Genomic DNA, 21,914 nt, shown 5'->3' with positions numbered 1-21,914 from the left:
TGATAGAAAAATCTGTCATTGGTTTTTGTGAACCAATTGGAGATTTTATGAAATAGCTTCTGTCCAAATTCAAAGGTATTTAATTCCTCAGACAGACTGTGCCATTGACTATCATCGAGCCGATAAAAAACCAACTCTTTTGAGCTGGCTTTAGGCCTGATGTTTAATTTAATATTTTTAAGCGCTTAACGACCGCCACTGCAATTTCTTTACTGGATTGTGGATTTTGTCCAGTGATAATCCGATCATCAGTGATTACATAAGAAGTAAAGGGAAGAAAAGCCCGTTTATATGTTGCTCCTCTTTGTATCAATCCATCTTGCAAAGAGAACGGAACTTGGGACTTAATCCCTGAAAAGGTCTCTTCAATATTGGCAAAGCCTGTAACCGTACGACCTGCAATGAGTGCTTGACCCGTTGCGGTTTGAAGCGGCAATAATCCGCCTACGCCGTGACATACCGCAGATACAACACCGCCTTGCTGATAAATCTTTTCACTGATCTGCTTTAAGCCTTGGCTATTGGGAAAATCCCACATGGTGCCATGACCACCCGTATAGTAAATTGCTTTGTAGTGGGAAGGATCAATAGCTTTGGGCGTCAGAGTATTGTTTAAGCGTTGCATAAATTGAGGATCAGCCAGATGTTTTTTTGCGGATTGATCCATATAAATTGACTTGAGGCTACGCTCATCCAAGGGGACTGCACCACCTTGGGGGCTGACAAAATCCATGTCATAACCTGCAGTTTGTGCGACATCATAAAAATGGGTGAGTTCGGTTAGCCATAAGCCAGTGTGATCTGATCGAGTGGGGTAAGCAGAGTGGTTGGTCATGACCACTAAAATCTTGTCTTTGATTTTAGCTTGCTGTTTCGCAGCGTCAGCGGCATAGACTGGACTACTCGCCAACATCAGCATGAAAATACGGATCAACCAGTTGTTAAAATTCCACGCTTTAAACATGACAGGCTCCTCATTGATTAGCTGAGATAAATGCTATGTTTAAAGTTGGGTTTAAGGTCAAGTGCTTTTATCGATCTCTGATAAATGGCTTTTATTGGATACCATGCTTAGGTTTTATCTTTAACATAGTAAAGATTAAGTAAGCGCTGTGCATTTTCCTCACAGGTAATTTCATCCGGTTTATTATTAATGGCCATAATCATCAATTGCAGATTTTGTTTACTGATTGCTAATTTTTGTTCAAGTTCTTCAATGTCTTTGATTTTACTTTCGAGCAGGCCAATTAAAATATCATGGTTCCATGTTGTTAAATTGGAAGGGAGAAAGGATTTAATTTCTGTCAAAGAAAAGCCGACTTGCTGTGCTTGCTGGATCAGGAATAACTGTTTCAGATCATTTTCATTGTATTCACGATAACCATTTGATTTACGTTTTGCCTTAGGTAACAGCTTGATTTGTTCGTAATAACGAATGGTTGGCGTGCTTAAACCACTTTGTTTTGATAATTCGCTGATATTCATCTTGCTGTTTTCCTCTTGACATTCAAGCAAACTTTAAGCTTATAGTGATGTAAAAGCAAGCCTAACAATAAAGTTAAAAACCGAGGTGAAAGATGTCAAAACGTATCCTGCATGTTGTAACCAATGTCTCTGAGTATGAAGGCATTAATCGACCGACTGGACTGTGGTTAGGTGAGCTTACCCATGCCTATGATGAGTTTGAAAAGCAAAATTATATTCAGGATATTGTCAGTCCAAACGGTGGCTTATCGCCAATAGAACCTAAATCATTAGAGCGTTTTGTTGCCGATTCATCTGTCCTGAAACGCAAAAATGATCCTGCATTTATGCAACTGCTTGAGACAACCAAAAAGCCGTCCGAGATTAATTGGCAAGATTATGATGCAATCTATTACACGGGTGGACATGGTGTGATGTGGGACTTTTTGAATAATGCAGAATTACAGGACATCACCAAAAATATTTATGAAAAGGGTGGTATTGTTGCCAGTGTCTGTCATGGCTATTGTGGATTGCTTAATGTTCGACTTTCTACGGGACAGTATTTAATTACTGGAAAAAAGCTGACTGGTTTTGCGTGGTGCGAAGAAGTGTTGGCTGGCGTCGCAAAGAAAGTTCCTTATAACGCCGAAGAACTTGCTAAACAACGTGGCGCACTCTATGAAAGAAAATTCATTCCTTTTCTACCCAATGTAGTACGAGATCAAAACTTGATTACAGGTCAAAATCCATTTTCTGCCCGTATCACGGCCTATGCGATTATTGAGGGATTAGAAGCTAAATCATGAATTTTTCATCAGTAGAAAATTTAAAGAGAAAATGGAAAAAGTGACCGATAAGAATCATGCTGTCCATAAACTTAATCCATTGATCTTCTACTTATTTTAGATAGCGAGATTATTCATATTCAACATGCAACTCGCTGTTTCGTTGCTGAGAAAGTGCTAATTCTGTTGCGAGTATTTCTGCTTGATTCAATGCATTGTCTAAAGATTTTTAATTGCATATTCTTGTATTCATGTACCACCCATTCTTGTCCGTACCGTACCAGTCATTCTTATTCCAAACGTACCACTAGCAATATTTAAAGAATACTGGGATTAAGTGGGACAAACCGAAATAAAATGAGATGACTTCTTAAAAAATTTTAATGAAATTATTTGCATAAATGAAATTTCCTTTACTCTATTGACTAAATAAGGCTTCAACCAGTAAGTTAAAAAATAATGAAGGTGAAATAAAGCAACAAATGGGAAAGTATAAAATTTTCAAAATAATGACTATAAAAGACTGGGAAGGTGAATACTGGGATGTATACGAAGAATACAAGACTCAAGCAGGCATCATGGTTTATAAAGGATGGCCATATGCTGAAACACCTCAAAATGGTGGGCAAGCTAATTTTTATTATATTTTAACCAATGAAATTGCAGAATATATAACACAACATAGTATTGTCCACATCACTAATACGCTAGGTTTTTCTGAGCCTGTTGTTCGACGGTTTAGAAAAATGATTGGATTCTTCTTATCCCATCCCGTAACGTACAATTTTGAATGGATTCTTGAACACCAAGATGAAATTCTTTATGACAGTTATGAAGTACTATCTCAAAAATATGGCCTTACAAAGCCCCAAATCGTTTCGTATACAAACCGTTTACTCCATCATGGTATTGTGCGTAAACAGCTACAACGTGAATCAACTTGCGAAAGAAAACATATTCAATGGTTTCAAGAAAATAAAGAAGAGTTGTCTGGGCTCAATATTAAAGAGATAGAAAAGCAATTTGGTTTCTCATACTATATTTCAAAAATAATCCATGATTTAGCATGCCAAGAAAAAAATATACCGACTCAATCTGAACAATGGCAACAACAGTTAAAAGACAAGAGGCAGTGGATACTGGATCATCAGATTGAGTTATTACGAAATGATATTCCATTGGAACAAATTGCTCAAAAATTTAATACGAACAAGTTTTTTATAAGTGGATGTCGAGCCCAATTAAGGAAAATACTTAACATTTCACATACTCAACAAAAAATAAATTGGGTAAAACAACATCAATCTGATCTCGAAACCATGACAATTGTCGAATTACAAAAAAAATATCAAATTGGTCGACATGTAATAAGAAGCTACCGCAACTTTCTAACTGAATTGAAACAAATCGAAACTCATTCAGAATTGAAACAGACAAATCATTCTGATAGGTTTCTTTGATCAAGAATAAGGCAATAAATAACAATGTTGGATAATATTTTTGGCATTTTAGATAGGTTTGGCTTTGGAACACAAAAACGTGCCATCTCTGCTCAATTTTCAAATGCACAACTTAATTCACAGATTATGCTACAACGTATTGATGGCTTTCATGGCATCAATGAAGGAATGTCAGCGGAATTGATCTGCCTATCAACGAATCCATTTATAGAACTCAAACAATTTATTGGTTCCCAAGTGGCTGTGGATCAAGTGACTGATTCAGGTCGATTGTTTAGAACGACTGGCATTATTACAGGCGCTTCTCAAGGACAATCTGACGGTGCTTTAAGTCTATACCGCTTGACCATGCAAGACCCGACCAGCTTATGGCATAAACGACGTAATAGCCGTGTGTTTATGAATAAGAATGTTGTTGAAATTATTGAAGTAATTTTCAAGGAATGGCAATCTAAAAGTGCTCTATTTGCTTCAAGCCTAAAATTAGATACGAGTGGTCTAACTAAGTCTTATGATATTCGTCCATTCTCGATGCAGTCAAACGAAAGCGATTATGCATACCTAACCCGATTAATGCGTGAAGAATCAATCAATTGGCTTATTGATGAGGCTAGTTATATTGTATCAAGTAATAGCCAAAGTATTGAAGCACAAAAACTACGTTTAGTCGATGAGAATGCACAATTCAAAGCCATTGAACGTCGAAGCATACGCTACCATAGGTCGAATGCAACAGAGCAGCATGACAGCATCACTAGCTTTATCGCACAACGTAGCTTACAACCTACAGCGATCCATGTACAACGCTGGCAAGCTGATAGCTTAAGTCAAGAAGATGCTAGTGGATCAGTACTCAGTTCGCATAAACACAGTTCCAATCGGGACAATGAAAGTCTCAGCCTAGAACAAGCATGGAGTATTTCCCCTGCATGGATCAGTGATCTTAAAGGTGAAGATCAAGCCACAAAATCAAGCAATAGCCAATTAGATAAACTCAACAAACAACTGAATCAATATCAAGCCTTACAATCCAAATACTTTACCGCACACAGCAGTGTCCGAGATACTCAAGTTGGATATTGGTTTCAACTTGTCGATCATCCCGAACTTGAAAAAAATCATAGTTCGGATGATCGTGAGTTTTTGTTACTGAATAAGCACTATTACAATCAGAATAACCTTCCAAAAGATTTGAAAGATCAATTGGAAAAGTTGCTTAGCCTCAGTCATTGGGAAACAAGTAAAGATAGCGAACAAGAACGCCAAGCCAATGAATTGATGCTTGTACGTCGAAGTATTGCAGTTGTTCCTGAATATGATCCATTACAACATCGCCCAGTTGCACATGTACAACGAGCAAAAGTTACGACAGATGGTGAAGAAATCCATGTGGATGAATGGGGACGTATTAAAGTTCGATTCCTATTCACTCGTACAGATGATCATAGTCATGATGGGGGTGCAGGTTCAAATGATAATGATACAGACTCTGCTTGGGTAGATGTACTGACGCCTTGGGCCGGTGAAGGCTATGGCGCACGCTTTTTACCTCGTAAAGATGAATTAGTTGTGATTGACTTCTTTGATGGCAATATTGACCGTCCATTTGTGACAGGACGTATCCATGAAGCAGAACGGAATCCAACCAAGTTCGATATCAAAGGACAGCTCCCTGATACCAAAAAACTCAGTGGGATTCGTTCAAAGGAAGTCAGTGGCGAAGGCTATAACCAACTGCGTTTTGATGATACGACAGGACAAATCAGTGCCCAATTACATAGCAGTCATGGTTCAACTCAATTAAACCTCGGTAATTTAAGCCATCCGAAAGACAAAGCTGAAAGTGAGGGTCGTGGTGAGGGGTTTGAGTTAAGGACTGATTCATGGGGGGCGATCCGTGCGTCAAAGGGAATTCTTTTATCTTCAGAGTCATCAGAGCAAGCGCAAGGTGAACAGTTAACAAGATCCAAGATGAATGAAAATTTAAAGTTTCATAATGAAAGTAATCAATATTTTAAAGAGCTGGCTTCAGCCCATGAAGTTGATGAACCTGATCTAGAATCTCAAAACTCTCTCTTAGAAAAGATTGAACAGTGGAATGAAGGTTCAGACGCTTTAGTCGCTTTACATAGTGAGTCGGCAATGGTGTTCAACAGTAAAGAGAACATGTTGCTCGAAGCAAAACAGAATATTGACGTCAGTACGCCGAAAAATCTCCAGTTTTTCACAGGTAAAAGTTGGATTGCAAAGGCATTAGATAAAATCAGTATTTTTGCAAAACATGCAGGGATCAAGATTAAATCTGGTGAAGGTGATGTGGATGTCACAGCACAAAAAGGAAAAATGACGCTTTCTTCAAAGCAACAAATGCATGTGTATTCACTCAATGACCTTGTACGAGTAGAAAGTGGGAAAGGTATTCTCATCACTAGTGGTGGGGGATATATCAAAATCGAAGGTGGAAATATTGAAATTGCCTGTCCTGGTTTAATGGAACTTAAAGCTGGTCAAGTAAAGGTTAGTGGTGGAGCGTCACTGTCTAGTCAGCTTCCAGCAATGCCTGAATTGAAATCTAACTATGATGAACATTTTATTCTGCATTATCCAGATGGGGAACCTGCAAAAAATCTGAAGTACAAAATCACGGCAGAAGATGGACAGGTTTTTGAAGGCGTATCTGGTGAAGATGGTAAAACCAGTGTGTTTTCTAAAGATGTAATGACTGCGCTAAATATTGAAGTATTTTCTCCAGAATAAAGCAAAGCATCACAGAAGGTTAATAATGAAACTATTTAAGTGCTTAGCACTTTGTACCCTAACAGTAATCTCTTTTAGTGCATGTTCAAATGTTGAGAAACAGCAGGAAGGAATTCAAGTGATTGATTATAGTAATCCGAAGAAAGTATGTTTTGGTCGTATTGAAATGACTGTACCGAAAGAAACAGAAGTGGAATATAGCAACTTTAACTACAACGGCAGTAATATTGAAGTTGCGGAAGATATAAAAAATTATGATGCTTTTCAAAAATTGATTGATGATAAAATTAATTACCTAAAGCATGAGCCTCATGAAACTGAAGGGGTTTTATTAAAACAAGAAATGCAAGGCCCTGTAGATCCAACTGGGCGTATAGTTAGCCATATTATTGTATATAGGGAAAATAAGTATGATAAAGAAATATTCAATATTGATGGGTATTTATATATTCGTCCTAATAAACTACTCCTCCTAAAAAGTGGTGCAAGTAATGAATATCTTGATCGTTCTATTCAACGGATACAACATAATTTAAAAAGTATAAGAATAAGATCATCTAAGGGGGAAGAACAGGCAGGTCTCTGCTGGAAAGATTTTTTTATAGCTGATGATATGAGTCAAAACCATCCTTTTGGTGGTGGCTATCTACATTTTAAATTCCCAAGTTATCCGCAAGTTCGGGCTGATATTGAGCATCGAGTTACTTATGAATCAGATCAACCTTTAATTGAGCTGATGCAAAAAAATCAGAATGAACTGCCCGCTGTCGCAAAGGCGCTGATTAATATCCAAAACTTAAGAGAACAGAAAAAAGTTATCAATGGTTTGGCTGGTGAAGAAGTATTGAATCATATGTCACGAAGAGGGCACTTTGAACGCGGTTATGAAGTGGGGGAATGGCAATATTTAGGCACACTGGATAATCATAATGATCCATACATTCAATTTAGTTTTGATAGTGCTGACATGGTCAATCCAGATGAACCTTTAAACGCTGTGGTGAGCCAGAAAGAAGTGATTCGGTTGAATGATTTTATTTTAAATAGTCTTCAAGTCTCTCCAAATAATAAGAAGGAGCAATAAGATGGCGAACAAGGCAATTGCTCAAGCAAGCTCAGCGACTAGCCCAACGACAAATAAATCTGGAACTTATGTCGAAGTGCCATTGTCAGATACGATTCCAATTATTTTTGTTCCAGGAATTATGGGGTCAAATATTTTTAATACATCTCTCAAAAAACCTGTATGGATGATTGGTAATGGAATATCGGGGCAAGTCTCTACGCTAACCAAGCAAATGGGCAAAAGTCCAGCCACATTACAAACGGAGTTAGATTATTTGCATACCCGAGTCGATGAAAGTGGGGAAATACAAGTCGATAACCGACTTAAACTCAGTAAAAAAATATTAAGAGAACGGTATTGGGGGACAGTACATTGGGATAGTTATGGTGGAATACTGACGTATTTACAATTGGTACTCAATAATGTGGACGTAAATGAAAAGCCGATTGTGGGTGGGTGGATAGGCAGTAGTGCGGCTGTAACTTATCAATTGAAGCAGCAAGAAGCGATTTATGAATGGAAAAGTCTTTTAGATAAAAATGAAACAAAGCAATGGTTTCCTCAGCCATCACAAGCATTTGTCGCAACCAATCAACAAGAAATTGAACATCTAAAGAAATTTCATTTTCCAGTGTATGCGATGGGTTATAACTGGCTACAGTCTAGTGAAAATGGAGCAGCTATCGTTGCAGGAAAACTCGATAAAATTAAACAAGAGTATGGTGCAAGGTTTCGTAAATTCATTATTATCACCCATTCAATGGGCGGATTGCTGACACGCCGATTGGTACAATTACGAGGTGCTGATATTGCGGGCGTGGTGCATGGGGTAATGCCTGCTGAGGGTGCAGCAGCTGCGTATCGTCGGATTGTAACAGGCTCTGCGGATGTTGGTGCTTTACCAGCCTATGTATTGGGTAAAAATACTGAGCATGTCACAGCAGTACTGGCTAATGCCCCTGGGGGCTTAGAGCTATTACCGAGTAAGGCCTATAATGGTGGTAAGCCTTGGCTATTTCTCAATGGTTCAGGGTTGATGAATGGGAAAGACTTACAAACCAATGTGGTTTCTTTACCTAGAAGTGATCCTTATGAAGAAATTTATAAAGCTGATGGCGTTTGGTGGGAAATGGTTAAAGAAGAGTTGATTGATCCTGCTAATATGGTCAAACGGGATAACCCAGATAAAAATGTCAAAGATATTTATAAGAAAAAAATTAACAGTGTTAATGATTTTCACTCAAAAATTACTAATAAATATCATCCATGTACTTATGCCAATTATGGGCATGACCCCAAACATTCAAGTTTTGGGACACTGACATGGACCTTAGATCAAGCGTTACGAGGTTTAACCGCTGAGCAAATGCAACGATTACCAAGGGTAAGTGCGCAAGAGGTGGAAGCTTATAATCAAGGTGTAGCCAAGGATGCAATATCTATGGGACAAGGTGCAATGTATTATATGAAAGCAAATATTAAAGATAATAATGGGCTAAGATATATTCGGTTAACCAGTGGAAAATTTGGGACCTTTAAAATATCGGATAAAGATTCAGATGGGGATGGTACCGTACCTTACCAATCTGGTTGTGCGCCGTTAGGTCAAAGTGGTGTAAAACAAGTGTTTAAAATGACGGGCTTTGATCATCAAGGTAGCTATAACAACATACATGTTAAGCGTTCAGTTCTCTACTCGATCGTGAAAATTATTAAAGAGAATAATATTCAGCCGAAGTTTAGATAAATTAAAGGAAGCGTATAGATGACCTTCGCTTCAGGTTTTAAATATGTAAGAAGCCTGTAAATTATTTTTGTGTAAGCTCTATATTTCTATAAACTATTTTTAGAAAATTGAAATAATTATGCCAATGTATCTGCCTAAAAGGCAGATACATTATTTTGTGGCATTTATTTTTCTAAAATCAATGTGAATCATCTTTTGGTTGGAATTGATAAAAACTATTTCCATTTATGATGAACATTTTATTTTGCACTATCCAGATGGTGCACCTGCAAAAAATCTGAAGTACAAAATCACGGCTGAAGATGGACAGGTTTTTGAGGGAGTATCTGGTGAAGATGGTAAAACGGACGTTTGTACAAAAGATGTAATGAGTGCTTTAAAAATCGAAGTACTTTTACCTGAATAAAATGCAGGAAGACCTGATGAAATTAAGTAAGAGCCTAGTTATTGGCTTAATCGCAATATGCTCCTTAAATGCATGCTCTTCTCCGAATAAAGAACAACCAGGAATTAAAGAGATGGATTATAACCAACCTAAAACAGTATGTATTGGTCGCCTGGAAGTTAATGTCCCTAAAGAAACCCAAGTGACTTATGGCCCACTGAACTTTAATGGCAGTGATTTTGAGATAGAGGCAAGTGTAAAGTCCTATCAAGATTATCAAAAATATATTAAGGATAAGATTGAAACTTTAAAAAATTCTCCACATGAAACAGAAGGGACGCTTTTAAAACAAGAACTGCCAGGTCCGATGAAAGCGATTGATGGTTCTATAAGTTATATTCTTGTATCTAGACCTACAGAATATACGAAAACCTCATATGAAATTTACGGCTACCTTTATTTGGGTATGAAACAACTGCTCATTCTTAAAAGTAGTGCTAGCAATGAATATTTAGATCGCTCTATTAATAGAATGCAGCATAACTTAAAAAGTATAAAAATAAGAGCGCCTAAAGGTGAAAATCAGGCCGGTTTGTGTTGGGATAAAATTTTTATTGTGGATAATATGGATGAAAATAGGCATTTTAATGCCTCTGTATCATTTACCTTTCCTTCCTATCCAGAAGTACGGGCACATGTCGATAATAGGGGGCGATATGAATCTGATGCCCCCTTTATTGCAATGGTTAAGCAAAATAAAGCCGAGCTCCCTCTTGAGGTCAAGACATTGACCAAGGATACAGAAATCAATATTGCAGAAAGAGAGGTTAATGGCTTATTAGGAGAGGAATATAGTATTAATACGGCTCTTCGCAAACCATTTCAACGCGGGTTTGAGATTATGGACTGGCAATACTTAGGAAATTTAGATGATCCGCATCATCCTTTAATTGGTTTTCATCTAAGTAGTGAAAATGAAAAGGATAATGAAGGCTATGGCGATGCTTTGGTTAACCAGAAAGCTGTTGTGCAATTGGGACACTTTATATTAAGTAGCATACGAGTCAGCTCCAATAATGAGGTTAACAAAGATGGGGAAAAGTAATAATTCATCTGTGGTAACCGCTCATTCAGCAACATCACCGACAAGTAATCGCATGGGGACTACCGTAGAAGTGCCATTGCCAGATACCATTCCTATCATTTTTGTACCAGGGATCATGGGCTCAAATATTAAACATCAAAAACTTGGTAAAGTATGGGACATGCCAAATAGCACAGTAGGAGGTCTGAAAACAGCAAATAAACGATCCCAACTAAAACCCGAAGAATTACAACGACAATTAGATCCTCAACAAACATCTGTTGATGATTCAGGCACTATTCAGGTTGATCAACGCTTAAGGTTGAATGAAGCAACGCTTAGGAAACGTTATTGGGGGACAGTTCATTGGGATAGTTATGGCAATATTTTAACCTACTTACAATTAGCATTGAACAATGTTAGTTTACAAGATAGGCCCCTCTATGGCGGTGGGGTTGGAGGTGGATATGCTGTTATGGTCCAAATGAAACAACAAGAAGCAATTTATGAATGGCAAAGTTTACTTAGCTCAAATGAAACATCAAAATGGGAATTTGAAGAACCATTTCAAGCAGCTTCCACAGCAGAAATTGACCATCTTAAAAAATTTAATTTTCCTGTCTATGCGATGGGCTATAACTGGCTCCAATCTAATGAAGATTCCGCTCAAATAATTGTAAAAAAATTAGAAAAAATAAAAGCCGAGTATGGTTCCAAATTTCATAAATTTATTATTGTGACGCATTCAATGGGAGGTTTGGTCACCCGACGTTTAGCTCAACTCTGTGGAGATGATATCGCAGGAGTTGTCCATGGTGTTATGCCCGCTGATGGTGCGGCTGCGGCCTATCGTAGGATTGTCTCTGGATCTTATGAAGGTGGGGGTGTCAAGCCTTGGGTCACCTCTTTTGTATTGGGTAAAGATACTGAACATGTTACCGCAGTATTGGCTAACTCTCCAGGTGGCTTAGAACTGTTACCTAATGCGGAATACAATAACCGTCAACCATGGTTAACCTTGCAAGGTAAGAATGAGCATAATCAATTAATGCAGGTAAAGCTCCCGACTAAGAATGTTCGCGGCGAGGTTGATCCTTATGAACAAATTTATAAGGCCGACAAAGTCTGGTGGGAAATGGTAAGAGAAGAGCTTGTTGACCCAGCAAAGATGGTAAAAGGTGACAACCCTGATAATAATCCTAAAGAAGTTTATAAACTTAAAATTGATAAGGTTAAGAAATTCCACGCCTCGATAGCTAAACAATATCATGCTTGTACCTATGTCAATTATGGGCATGATAAGAAGTTTATGAGCTTTGGGACATTGACTTGGTCACTTGATCGCCAACTGAGAGGGCTTAGCCCCCGACAGTTACAAACTCTACCAAGAGCTACGGCACAACAAATTGGGATATATCGTCAAAAAACCGTTCAAGAACAAATAGAAAAAATTAAAGAAGGTAAAGGATCTGATGTTAATAACCGAGACTTAGCCCTTGAGAATAATGGTATTCGTTATATCTTATTATCGAGTGGCAAGCTAGGTAGTTTTGCAATCTCTACTCAAGATGCACCAGGTGATGGCACTGTGCCTTATCAATCAGGTTGTGCGCCGTTAAAACAAAAGGGAGTAAAACAAGTTTTTAAAATGACGGGATTTGATCATCAAGGTAGTTATAACAATGCCCATGTCAAACGTTCTGTACTTTACTCGATTGTAAAGATCATCAAAGAAAACAATATTCAGCCGAAGTTTAGATAAATTAAAGGGGGCGTATAGATGACCTTCGCTTCAGGTTTTAAATATGTAAGGAGCCTGTAAATTATTTTTGTGTAAGCTCTATATTTCTATAAACTATTTTTAGCAAAGTGAAATAATTATGCCAATGTATCTGCCTGAAAGGCAGAAATATCATTTTATGGCATCTATTTTCTAAAATTAATGTGAATAGTCTTTTGGAATTGAGAAAAACTATTTTCACTTATGATGAACATTTTATTTTACATTACCCAGATGGTGCACCTGCAAAAAATCTGAAGTACAAAATCACGGCTGAAGATGGACAGGTTTTTGAAGGCGTATCTGGTGAAGATGGTAAAACCAGTGTGTTTTCTAAAGATGTAATGACTGCGCTCAATATTGAAGTATTTTCTCCAGAATAAAGCATCACGGAAGGTTAATAATGAAATTATTTAAGTGCTTAGCACTTTGTACCCTAACAGTAATCTCTTTTAGTGCATGTTCAAATGTTGAGAAACAGAAAGAAGGAATTCAAGTGATTGATTATAGTAATCCAAAGAAAGTATGTTTTGGTCGTATTGAAATGACTGTACCGAAAGAAACAGAAGTGGAATATAGCAATTTTAACTACAATGGAAGTCGTATTGAAGTTTTAGAAGATATAAAAAATTATGATGCTTTTCAAAAATTGATTGATGATAAAATTCAGTATTTAAAGCATGAACCGCATGAAACTGAAGGGGTTTTATTAAAGCAAGAAATGCAAGGTCCTTTAGACTCAACTGGTCATACAGTAAGCCATATTGTCGTCTATAGGCCAACAGAATATACAAAAGGCTCCTATGAAATTTATGCTTATTTATATCTTCGACCCAATAAATTTCTGATTTTAAAAAGTGGTGCAAGCAATGATCTTTTAGATGAAGCAATAACAGAAATACAACATAATCTAAAAGTATAAAAATAAGATCTACTAAAGGCGAGGAGCAGGCTGGTCTATGCTGGAAAGAATTTTTTATCTTAGACGATATGAGTAAAAATATCCCATTTACAGGTGGATATTTGCATTTTAGCTTTCCAAGCTACCCTCGAGTTAGAGTCGATATTGAGCATCGTGTTCGGTTGGAGTCAGATCGCCCTTTGATTGAAATGGTGAAAGAAAATGAAGCCAATGCCCCTTTGATTTTTAAGACAATGATGAGCACAGAAAATCTAAGAGAACAGAAAAAAGTAATTCATGGTTTGGCAGGTGAAGAGATATTTGGTCATGCACACCGTAGGGGTTTTTTTGAGCGCGGCTTTGAGTCGGCGGCATGGCAGTATTTAGGTTCATTAGAGAATGATAATGATCCTTTTATTCATTACAGCCTAGAAAGTGCAGAGCTAGTCCATAGTGATGAAGCATTACAGTCAACGATTAGCCAAAAAGCCGTATTTCAATTGCATGATTTTATTTTAAATAGTCTTCAAATTTCACCAAATAACAAGAAGGAAAAATAAAATGGCTGAGATCGTTTCACAAACAAAATCTGCAACAAGCCCGACATCTAATAAAACAGGCACTCATCTGGAAATTCCTTTGCAAGATACCATTCCAGTTATCTTTGTACCAGGAATTATGGGGTCAAATATTTTTAATACAGCACTCAAAAAACCTGTCTGGAAGCTGGGAAATGGAGGAGGAATGGTGGGTATTCAGCAAATCAAGCAACAAGAATCAATTTATGAGTGGCAAAGTTTATTGGATAAGAACGAATCCCAAATATGGACTCCTAAAGAATCATTTCCACCAATTAATAAACAAGAGATAGAACATCTTAAAAAATTTAATTTCCCGGTCTATGCAATGGGCTATAACTGGTTGCAATCTAGCGAAGATGGAAAAATAACAGCCAATACAAGATTGTAAGATTCTTGCTTGATTTTTTAAATGATAATTATTATCATTTAAAAACACTTTGTTTTGAGTCAGATCATTGTGAACAGAACACCTCTGCTTATAGATGAATTATACAGAAACCATAGAGGTTGGCTTCACCAATGGTTGAGGCAAAAACTTGGGAATACTGATCAGGCCGCTGATCTGGTTCAAGATACATTTATTAAGCTGCTACAGACGCGTGATGAGCTTTTGGGTATCAAGGAACCACGTGCTTACCTTACTTCCATTGCAAAAAACTTACTGATTGATCAGGTTCGTCGTAAACGTATTGAACAAGCATATCTCGATGGCTTAAGCCAGATGGAATACATGCTGGATGCGGTTGCTTCGCCTGAAGATCAGATGCAGATTATTCAAGCACTCGACCAACTCTGTAAAGCCTTGGAAGATGTTTCTGTCAAAGCACAACAAGCTTTTATCTTACATTATCTGGAAGGCTATACCCATAAAGAGACCGCAGAACAATTGGGTGTCTCAACCAAAATGATCCAAAAATATCTCGCCAGTTGTTTAATTCGATGTTATCAGACTCGCTTAGAAATGGATGTCAGTATTTAAATGGCAATGGATAAACAGCAGCACCAACTGGTAGAGGAAGCTGCGTTATGGATCGTGCAGCTCAGTTCAGATGATGAGTCGATCCGAAAAAATGCACAATTAAAGTTTAATCAATGGAAACAAAGCAGCCTGCAACATCAAAAAATTGCAGCAGATATTGAGCAGTGTATCCGCTCAATTCAGAAAGTATCCTAAAATACGCATCATAAAAAAGTGGTGAAGTCAGCACTTAAAGCGGGTCTAGGTTCCGCTAAATCTTATAAGCATCTGCGAGCAGGCAGTGCTTTTGTAATTGCATTGCTCGCAGTCAGTGGTAGTATTTTTTATTTGACCGATAACACGATTGCATATTTAAGCGCTGATATACAGGGCGATTCAGCGCAGTGGACTACACAAACCTTGCAAGATGGTTCCCGTTTAATTCTGCGTAGTAAAAGTGCAGTTAATCTCGATTTCCAAGCCAATCAGCGCGTTGTTGAATTGGTGCAGGGGCAAATCTATGTCGATGTTGCTAAAGATCCACAAAGACCATTTCTCGTCAAAACCAAACATGGGCAGATTCAAGCGCTTGGAACTACTCTTAGTGTGAGTTATACACCTGTGGCAACTGAGCTGAAAATGTTGCATTCTCGGGTACGTGTACAGGCTGCATCAAATCCCTATGCAAAACAGCAAGTGATTGTAAGTGCAGGGCAGGCTGTGAGTATGAATCAGAACGGAGTGCAACCACTTTCAGCACTCAATATTTATAATGAACAACAAAAATGGAATAAACATCAGTTGATGGTAGAGGATTTACCGCTCGATCAGGTATTAAAGGAATTAGATCAAAATTATAAAGGTAAAATCCTATTTAATGCAGAAGCTTTAAGTCATATCCAAGTGAATGCCGTTTTGCCCTTGGATCAAACACAGGATGCGCTCAAATTATTGGCAACGGTTTTCCCAAATTTAAAGATTTATCAAATAACACCTTATCTTATTGTTATTTCATCAAAAAATAATATTTAGAATACCTGAATAAGTGCTTTGAATATTTGTATTCAAGAAAAAAATTTAAATTTTTTAAAATTCAGGTTCCACTTTTTAAAAGCTGTTCGTCATAGTAAGTAGAAGCAATAAATTTGGGATCATTTTATTTCAATAGGTTTAATGATTCTTATTTACATTTACTGGGGCGGGTAAAATGAAGAAAGTCGGAAAAGGTCAAATGCGAAATCGGAACGTATTTCGATTCTCAACACTTGCATTTGCAGTACATAGCTTGTGTATTGGCAGCTTGGCTTTTCCCTTACAACCGGCTTATGCAGCAACAGTTGCTGTAAAATCCTACAATATTCCAGCAGGTACACTGGCCAATGTGTTGAACCAATTTGCAGAACAATCGGGGACTGCAATTGCGATTGATGCACAGCAGCTCAAAGGACAATACAGTTCAGGCTTAAAGGGCTCTTATGCTTTAGAACAAGGCTTTCAACATATTCTTGCTGCTTCAGGATTTAATGCAGTCAAAGTCGGGCAAGGATATACGCTGACAAAAAAGACAGCTAAAAATAGCAATGCGACATCAAATGCTTTCGATACAGTTACAACTCAAACAGCACCTGCTCAATCCAGTGATAAAGAAGTCTCCGTTCGTTTGACACCATTGGTGGTTTATGGCCAAGAAGATCGTGATACACAAGGCAGTAACCGGGTTTATGATGCCAATCGATCTTCTGTTTATGCAGGTAAAGACTACATTGAGCGCTTTAAAGGCACCAATCCTGCCGATGTTTTGCAAGGTATGGTTGGGGTCTATAGTGGTGATGCCCGTAATAGTGGTGCTTTAGATCCGAGTGTACGTGGTGTGCAAGGGGTAGGTCGAGTGCCCTTAACCATTGACGGTACTGAGCAGTCGATTGCGGTGTGGCGTGGCTATAATGGGGTGAACAACCGAAATTATATTGATCCAAATCTGATTGCGGGCATTGAAGTCATTAAAGGCCCATCACTGGAACGGAATACTACAACCTCAGTCGGTGGTGGTGTTGTAGTCAAGACCTTAGAAGCAGATGATATTGTTCGTCCAGGTAAAACCTTTGGCGCAGAATTAAAAGTAGAAGGTTCTACCAACTCGATTGATCCTTCATTGCCCGACATGAGTAAAATTGGCAAGAACTATAATGATACGACGCCGTGGGAGGATATTAATGGTCAAAAATACGATCCAGATATTTATAAAAAGAACCGAACCCGAAATGATAATTCTAACTTCTCTGGGGATGATTTAGCGGGCCGGCTCGCATTGGCAATGAAACAGGATAAATTTGATTTATTGGCTGTTTATGCTGTTCGTGAACGAGGCAATTATTTTTCAGGCACACATGGCGCCGGCTATTACAAACGGGCTGAGCCAAGCAATAGTCTTGATTTTATTCCATATTTCGCTCACTCCTATAAGCCTGGCAATGAAGTACCGAACACCTCAAGTCAGATGGAGTCTTGGCTATTTAAGGCAGGTTATCGACCAAGCGATGATCAAGCGCTGAAATTCACTTATCGAGATACCAAAAATAGATTTGGTGAGATCATGCCTTCACGAATTGAATGGGGACTCACCCCTGAAATTGGTGTACCGCAATGGCCACTCAGTCATATTCGTTCTAAAGCCTACAGCTTAGAATATAAGTTTAAACCTGAGACCAATCAGTGGGTCGATTTCTATGCCAATATTTGGCAAACCGATACCGAAAGCGAAACTTACACACGAGGCGGATGGCCAACGATTATTGATTTTAGAGATAATCGACTGATCAATACAGCAATCAGTCACTCAGACAACCGACGTCAAGGCATTAGTATCAGTAATAAAGCACAATTAACTGGTCAGCTCGATTTAACTTTAGGCGGAAGCTTCTTAAAAGAAAAGCTCACTTCTGATGATATTTATGGTGAATATGGCCCAAGTTATTCCTTATATCAGGCTTTACCTCGTGCGGGACGCCGTGAAGAAAAGACCTTTGATTTTAATTTCAACTATCGACCAGCTTCTTGGCTAAGCTTTGATGCGGGTATGCGTTATCGCTCTTATTGGGCCTTTGATGACTTCTTAAATAAATCGATCAGAGATGGTATTGATCCCTCTTTAAATCCGTTATTTACCAAGAAAAGTAAAGTCAAAGAATACAACTTTGAATATCGAACCATGCCTAAGAGTTATGATGCTCAGCAACAACGTATGCTAAACCTTTTAACGCAACGTTATGCAGCCAATAATCCTGATTGGGATGGCCGTTTAGAAACGGTGCCTGCATCAGAAACGGCTTTGTACAGCCGAATTTGGTCACAGAAAAATACACTCACTTGGAAAGCTGATGAAAATGGTCATTTGGCCCTAGCCGATAATATATTAAACCAACTGAATGCCTTAGGGCAGAAGTATGTGGTGATCGGCAGTGGTTTCCAACCTGTTGTAATTGAGCAAACTCCGATTGAATCGGCTCAGAAAGTAAAAGACAGTGGTTGGGCACCTCAACTTGGCGCATCCATTCATTTGACTGAAAACAATCGGCTTTATATACGCTATGCAGAGGAATATCGCTTACCCAGCTTATTTGAAAGTACCATCGGCTTCTCGGCGATGATGCCATCTCAAGCAATTAAACCCGAACATGCGTTTAATTATGAAGTAGGTTATGTTTATGACATGCGTAACTGGCTCAGTTCAGCTCGCAATGCCGATATTAAGTTGGCCTATTACTACAACAAAACCAAAAATGTAATTGAGCGAAATCAAAATCTGATTTTTACCAATATGGATGAGCAAAATCTTTCTGGCCTTGAGTTGCAAAGCCGTTTTGACAATGGTGCTTTCTTTACTGATTTAAGCATGGCTTATAACCTTAAAAATGAAGTCTGTGACAGTAATAGCGCCATTAATAAAATGATTAATAGCGGCACAATACAAACAGATCAAGGCATTCAATTCCGCGATGCTTATCAACGTTGCGTCGATGATGGTTTTCCAAACGGCTATCTCGTGACGATGTCGACACCTGAACTCAGCGCACATGCTTTATTCGGCGCGCGCTTTCTAGATGAAAGGCTTGAGCTGGGTGCGCGAGCAACTTTCTACAAAGGCTATGAAAGTCCATTACGTAAAAATAATGATGCAGGTATCAATAAAGGCTATTACCTCAATGTGCCTCTTGCTTGGGATGATACTTGGATTTTTGATGCCTATGCACGCTATCAAGTTGATACCTATAACACAGTTGAATTTGTTGGCAATAACCTTTCAAACCAGTTTTATATCGATCCACTCACTCGCAGTGCGATGGCTGCACCAGGCCGTACGTTGAAAGTCAGCTGGACCACCAAGTTTTAACACAGAATTTAATTCCAACTTTCAAATTAGTCGGGATTAGATAAAGGTAAATAATGATATTGAATGATTATTATTTACAAAACTAGGGGCGGTTATAGATCTTACTGTTCCTATAACTAAATAGATAACGATAGCGTTATCTTTATTGAAACAATAACTTAGCTTTAGAAAAATGGAGTAACAATAAATGAAAATCTCTCAACTGTTCATCGGTCTTGTTGCATGTTCTGCTGTGTTTGCACATGCAGGTATTGATGGTGCTTCAAGTAATGAAAACAATATCATTATTGGTGCTGCTGCAAATGCCAGCCACCCAGGCGGTGTAGCGGCTGTTTCTGTACAAGCGGCTGGTGCACCATACAATGCATTTACAGGTTTTAGCTCGTTAAAAGGTTTGGCACAAGCGTTCTCTGCACGTGGTGCTAGCAATACTGATGTTACTGTCGGTACTAAAACTTTTAATATCTCCCATATTCCTGTTTCGGCAATGCCACCTTCACATAGTGCCTTAGGTAATTTCAATTTTGGTCAGGTGGGCACACAGGAAGTCTATTTTGGTGAATGGTGGAAAGCGGGCGATACAGCAGCAAATGCAAGTCATACTGTTTATTACGCAGGTGACAATACCAATACGACAGTACCGACTTCTGGTACGGCGACTTATACCGTTGCAGGGATTAATGGTTCAGCAACCAATCTGTTAAGTGGTAATTTAACTGCTAACTTTGGTGCAGGCACTTTAGAAGGGTCATTAACTGGAACAGGGACTGCTGTTTCAAGCTTAAGCTTGGACGGTGTGACATTTAATCCAGGTACTGCGGCATTCAGTGGCGGTGCAAGTGCAAATGGTACGGCTGGGCTAAATAATTCAGGTATTGTTCAAGGACACTTCTTTGGTGCAAATGCCGCAGCTTTAGCGGGTATTGCCGAGTTTAATAATGCTGCTTATAACACTGCATTTGGTGGTGCGAAAAACTAATCAGGGCGAAAGGAATCTACAACTGTAGGTTCCTTTTTCTTGTTTATGACTGAATGATTTTTTACTTTTGTTTTACGGTTTTTATGAAAAGAACATTGCTGTGCTGTTTGATTTTATTGGCGAATTCATCACTCCATGCAGATGATGAGACACAACTTCGCCTGAATCAAAGCCTTGACCAGAATTTATTACAACAACAGCACCAACTACAACAACAAGGTGCAATTCGAAGCACCGATGAACTACCGAATATTGTGATTAACGGTCAAGTATTCGAAGTTGCAAAAAATCAAGATGACCTCGCAAAAGCTTTATATTTGGCTGTTATGCAAAAGCAATGGGGTAATGCTGCTGTTTATCTAAAGCATTATCAACAATATGATGGCTATGACCAAGCATTAACCGATTTTGCCGAGGGAGCACTGGCTCGTGCGCAAGGCCAGCTCAAATTAGCCGAACAAAAATTTCAAAGCAGTCTCAATAAACAACCGAATAACCTTATTTGTGAACTTGAGTTAGCGCGCGTGCTGTTTGAACAGCAGAAGAACAAACAAGCAGCACGCCTTTTTACATCGATTCAAAACAAATTGGGGCAGAGTGATCGTGGTGTGATTCCACCAGAGGTTGAACAAACGGTTAATTTGTTTGTTAAAGCACTTGATCAGCGTGATGCATGGCAAGGCAGTGTTGCGATTGGCCCAATCCATGCCACGAATCTAAATAGTTCTTCTGAACAAAGTAAAACTTGGATGTTGTATGGCATTGACCAAAAGGGCAATGTGATCCCCATTCAGGAGATTACCCGTGGAAGTCCTAAAGCTGAGTCGGCAACGGGTGTGGACTACGAAGCCAGTTTAATGAAACGCTTTTCTCTGTATGGCAATCATGGGGTTTCCTTACGTGGTTTGGCTTATGGACAGTCTTATGACGATCATGCCGACTTTAATGAATCCACCCTCAATATCAATGCAGGCTATAGTTTTTTTGATTTAAAAAATCAAATCACCATTGCACCGTTATTTGAGCACAAACGTTATGCCAATGATGGTTTGTACAATGCTTGGGGCGCGCGTGCAGAATGGATGCGCTTTATCTCCGCCGATAAAGCACTCAAGCTTGAAGCTGAAATCAAAGATTTAAATTATCAAACATATAAAACTTTAGATGGTAAAGAAAGTTCCGCCATGCTGACCTTTTGGAAAATCCTACCTGAACAATGGACTCTGTTTGGTGGTGTGGATGTCTTAGATCACGATACTCAAGAAAAATATATGGCAGCCTATCAGCAACAAGGTGTTCGTTTGGGTCTGAGCAAACCGTGGAATATTGGATTAAACACGACCTTGTTCAGTTCCTATCGTTGGCGTCAGTTTGATCGTTATGTGGCAGCATTTGAGACACGTCGTCAAGATTTTGAGCAAAACTACACCTTTGTATTGCAAATGCCTCGTTTCAAATTCTATGGCATGACGCCGAACCTGACCTATCGCTATAACCGTAATAACAGCAATGTGGATTGGTTGTATTCCTACGACAAACATAATATCAGCTTAAAGCTTGATCACCGTTTCTAG

Annotated in this window: 15 protein-coding genes and 4 pseudogenes; 17 read left to right on the top strand and 2 right to left on the bottom strand. The window is 38.6% G+C overall.

The features are described from left to right. Positions 1–163: 163 nt before the first annotated feature. Together NQU59_RS13110 and NQU59_RS13105 are read right to left on the bottom strand one after the other, a co-directional pair. On the bottom strand, positions 164–964 hold the full coding sequence (locus NQU59_RS13110; RefSeq protein WP_043970719.1) for a type 1 glutamine amidotransferase domain-containing protein: 801 nt from the start codon (positions 962–964) through the stop codon (positions 164–166). A gap of 107 nt (positions 965–1,071) precedes the next feature. Then, positions 1,072–1,485, bottom strand: coding sequence for a MerR family transcriptional regulator (locus NQU59_RS13105; protein ID WP_005241621.1), 414 nt, complete (start codon positions 1,483–1,485; stop codon positions 1,072–1,074). A gap of 92 nt (positions 1,486–1,577) precedes the next feature. Between NQU59_RS13105 and NQU59_RS13100 the strand changes: the two genes are divergently transcribed. From NQU59_RS13100 to NQU59_RS13020, 17 genes and pseudogenes are all read left to right on the top strand, one after another. Beyond that, complete coding sequence (locus NQU59_RS13100) at positions 1,578–2,273, top strand: type 1 glutamine amidotransferase domain-containing protein (protein WP_257063742.1); 696 nt, start codon at positions 1,578–1,580, stop codon at positions 2,271–2,273. 461 nt (positions 2,274–2,734) lie between these two features. Continuing rightward, a complete protein-coding gene (locus tag NQU59_RS13095; protein ID WP_257063741.1) occupies positions 2,735–3,712 on the top strand; it encodes a hypothetical protein in 978 nt (325 codons plus the stop codon). A 24-nt stretch (positions 3,713–3,736) separates the two neighbouring features. Further along, positions 3,737–6,469: a type VI secretion system Vgr family protein gene (locus tag NQU59_RS13090; RefSeq protein WP_257063740.1), complete on the top strand. Its 2,733-nt coding sequence runs from the start codon at positions 3,737–3,739 to the stop codon at positions 6,467–6,469. A 25-nt stretch (positions 6,470–6,494) separates the two neighbouring features. Next, positions 6,495–7,553 carry a T6SS immunity protein Tli4 family protein gene (locus tag NQU59_RS13085; protein ID WP_257063739.1) on the top strand — a complete coding sequence of 353 codons (1,059 nt, stop codon included), beginning with the start codon at positions 6,495–6,497 and terminating at the stop codon, positions 7,551–7,553. A gap of 1 nt (position 7,554) precedes the next feature. Continuing rightward, positions 7,555–9,282, top strand: a complete 1,728-nt coding sequence (locus NQU59_RS13080) for an esterase/lipase family protein (protein ID WP_257063738.1) — start codon at positions 7,555–7,557, stop codon at positions 9,280–9,282. Positions 9,283–9,502: 220 nt separating this feature from the next. Next, a pseudogene (locus NQU59_RS13075) lies at positions 9,503–9,688 on the top strand (hypothetical protein); the annotation flags it as partial. Positions 9,689–9,704: 16 nt separating this feature from the next. Further along, the gene (locus NQU59_RS13070; RefSeq protein WP_257063736.1) at positions 9,705–10,772 is read left to right on the top strand and encodes a T6SS immunity protein Tli4 family protein; all 1,068 of its coding nucleotides are present in this window, start codon (positions 9,705–9,707) and stop codon (positions 10,770–10,772) included. After that, the gene (locus tag NQU59_RS13065; protein WP_257063735.1) at positions 10,759–12,513 is read left to right on the top strand and encodes an esterase/lipase family protein; all 1,755 of its coding nucleotides are present in this window, start codon (positions 10,759–10,761) and stop codon (positions 12,511–12,513) included. Before NQU59_RS13070 ends, NQU59_RS13065 begins: the two co-directional genes overlap by 14 nt. Positions 12,514–12,734: 221 nt before the next feature. Beyond that, a pseudogene (locus tag NQU59_RS13060) lies at positions 12,735–12,914 on the top strand (hypothetical protein); the annotation flags it as partial. 20 nt (positions 12,915–12,934) lie between these two features. Beyond that, positions 12,935–13,453 (top strand): hypothetical protein, encoded by a 519-nt coding sequence (locus tag NQU59_RS13055; RefSeq protein WP_257063733.1) that lies wholly within the window; start codon positions 12,935–12,937, stop codon positions 13,451–13,453. A 68-nt stretch (positions 13,454–13,521) separates the two neighbouring features. After that, positions 13,522–13,992, top strand: coding sequence for a T6SS immunity protein Tli4 family protein (locus NQU59_RS13050; protein WP_257063732.1), 471 nt, complete (start codon positions 13,522–13,524; stop codon positions 13,990–13,992). Between the two features lies 1 nt (position 13,993). Beyond that, a pseudogene (locus tag NQU59_RS13045) lies at positions 13,994–14,398 on the top strand (hypothetical protein); the annotation flags it as partial. Between the two features lie 72 nt (positions 14,399–14,470). Then, positions 14,471–14,992 (top strand): sigma-70 family RNA polymerase sigma factor, encoded by a 522-nt coding sequence (locus NQU59_RS13040; RefSeq protein WP_257063730.1) that lies wholly within the window; start codon positions 14,471–14,473, stop codon positions 14,990–14,992. Then, a pseudogene (locus NQU59_RS13035) lies at positions 14,993–16,003 on the top strand (FecR family protein). A 199-nt stretch (positions 16,004–16,202) separates the two neighbouring features. Further along, positions 16,203–19,361 carry a TonB-dependent receptor gene (locus NQU59_RS13030; RefSeq protein ID WP_257066274.1) on the top strand — a complete coding sequence of 1,053 codons (3,159 nt, stop codon included), beginning with the start codon at positions 16,203–16,205 and terminating at the stop codon, positions 19,359–19,361. Positions 19,362–19,548: 187 nt separating this feature from the next. Next, a complete protein-coding gene (locus NQU59_RS13025) occupies positions 19,549–20,340 on the top strand; it encodes a Slam-dependent surface lipoprotein (protein WP_005241609.1) in 792 nt (263 codons plus the stop codon). Between the two features lie 83 nt (positions 20,341–20,423). Next, positions 20,424–21,914, top strand: coding sequence for a surface lipoprotein assembly modifier (locus tag NQU59_RS13020; protein WP_373462938.1), 1,491 nt, complete (start codon positions 20,424–20,426; stop codon positions 21,912–21,914).

The organism is Acinetobacter colistiniresistens, from assembly GCF_024582815.1.
Taxonomy (GTDB): domain Bacteria; phylum Pseudomonadota; class Gammaproteobacteria; order Pseudomonadales; family Moraxellaceae; genus Acinetobacter.
This window is presented reverse-complemented; position numbering and strand designations above follow the sequence as displayed.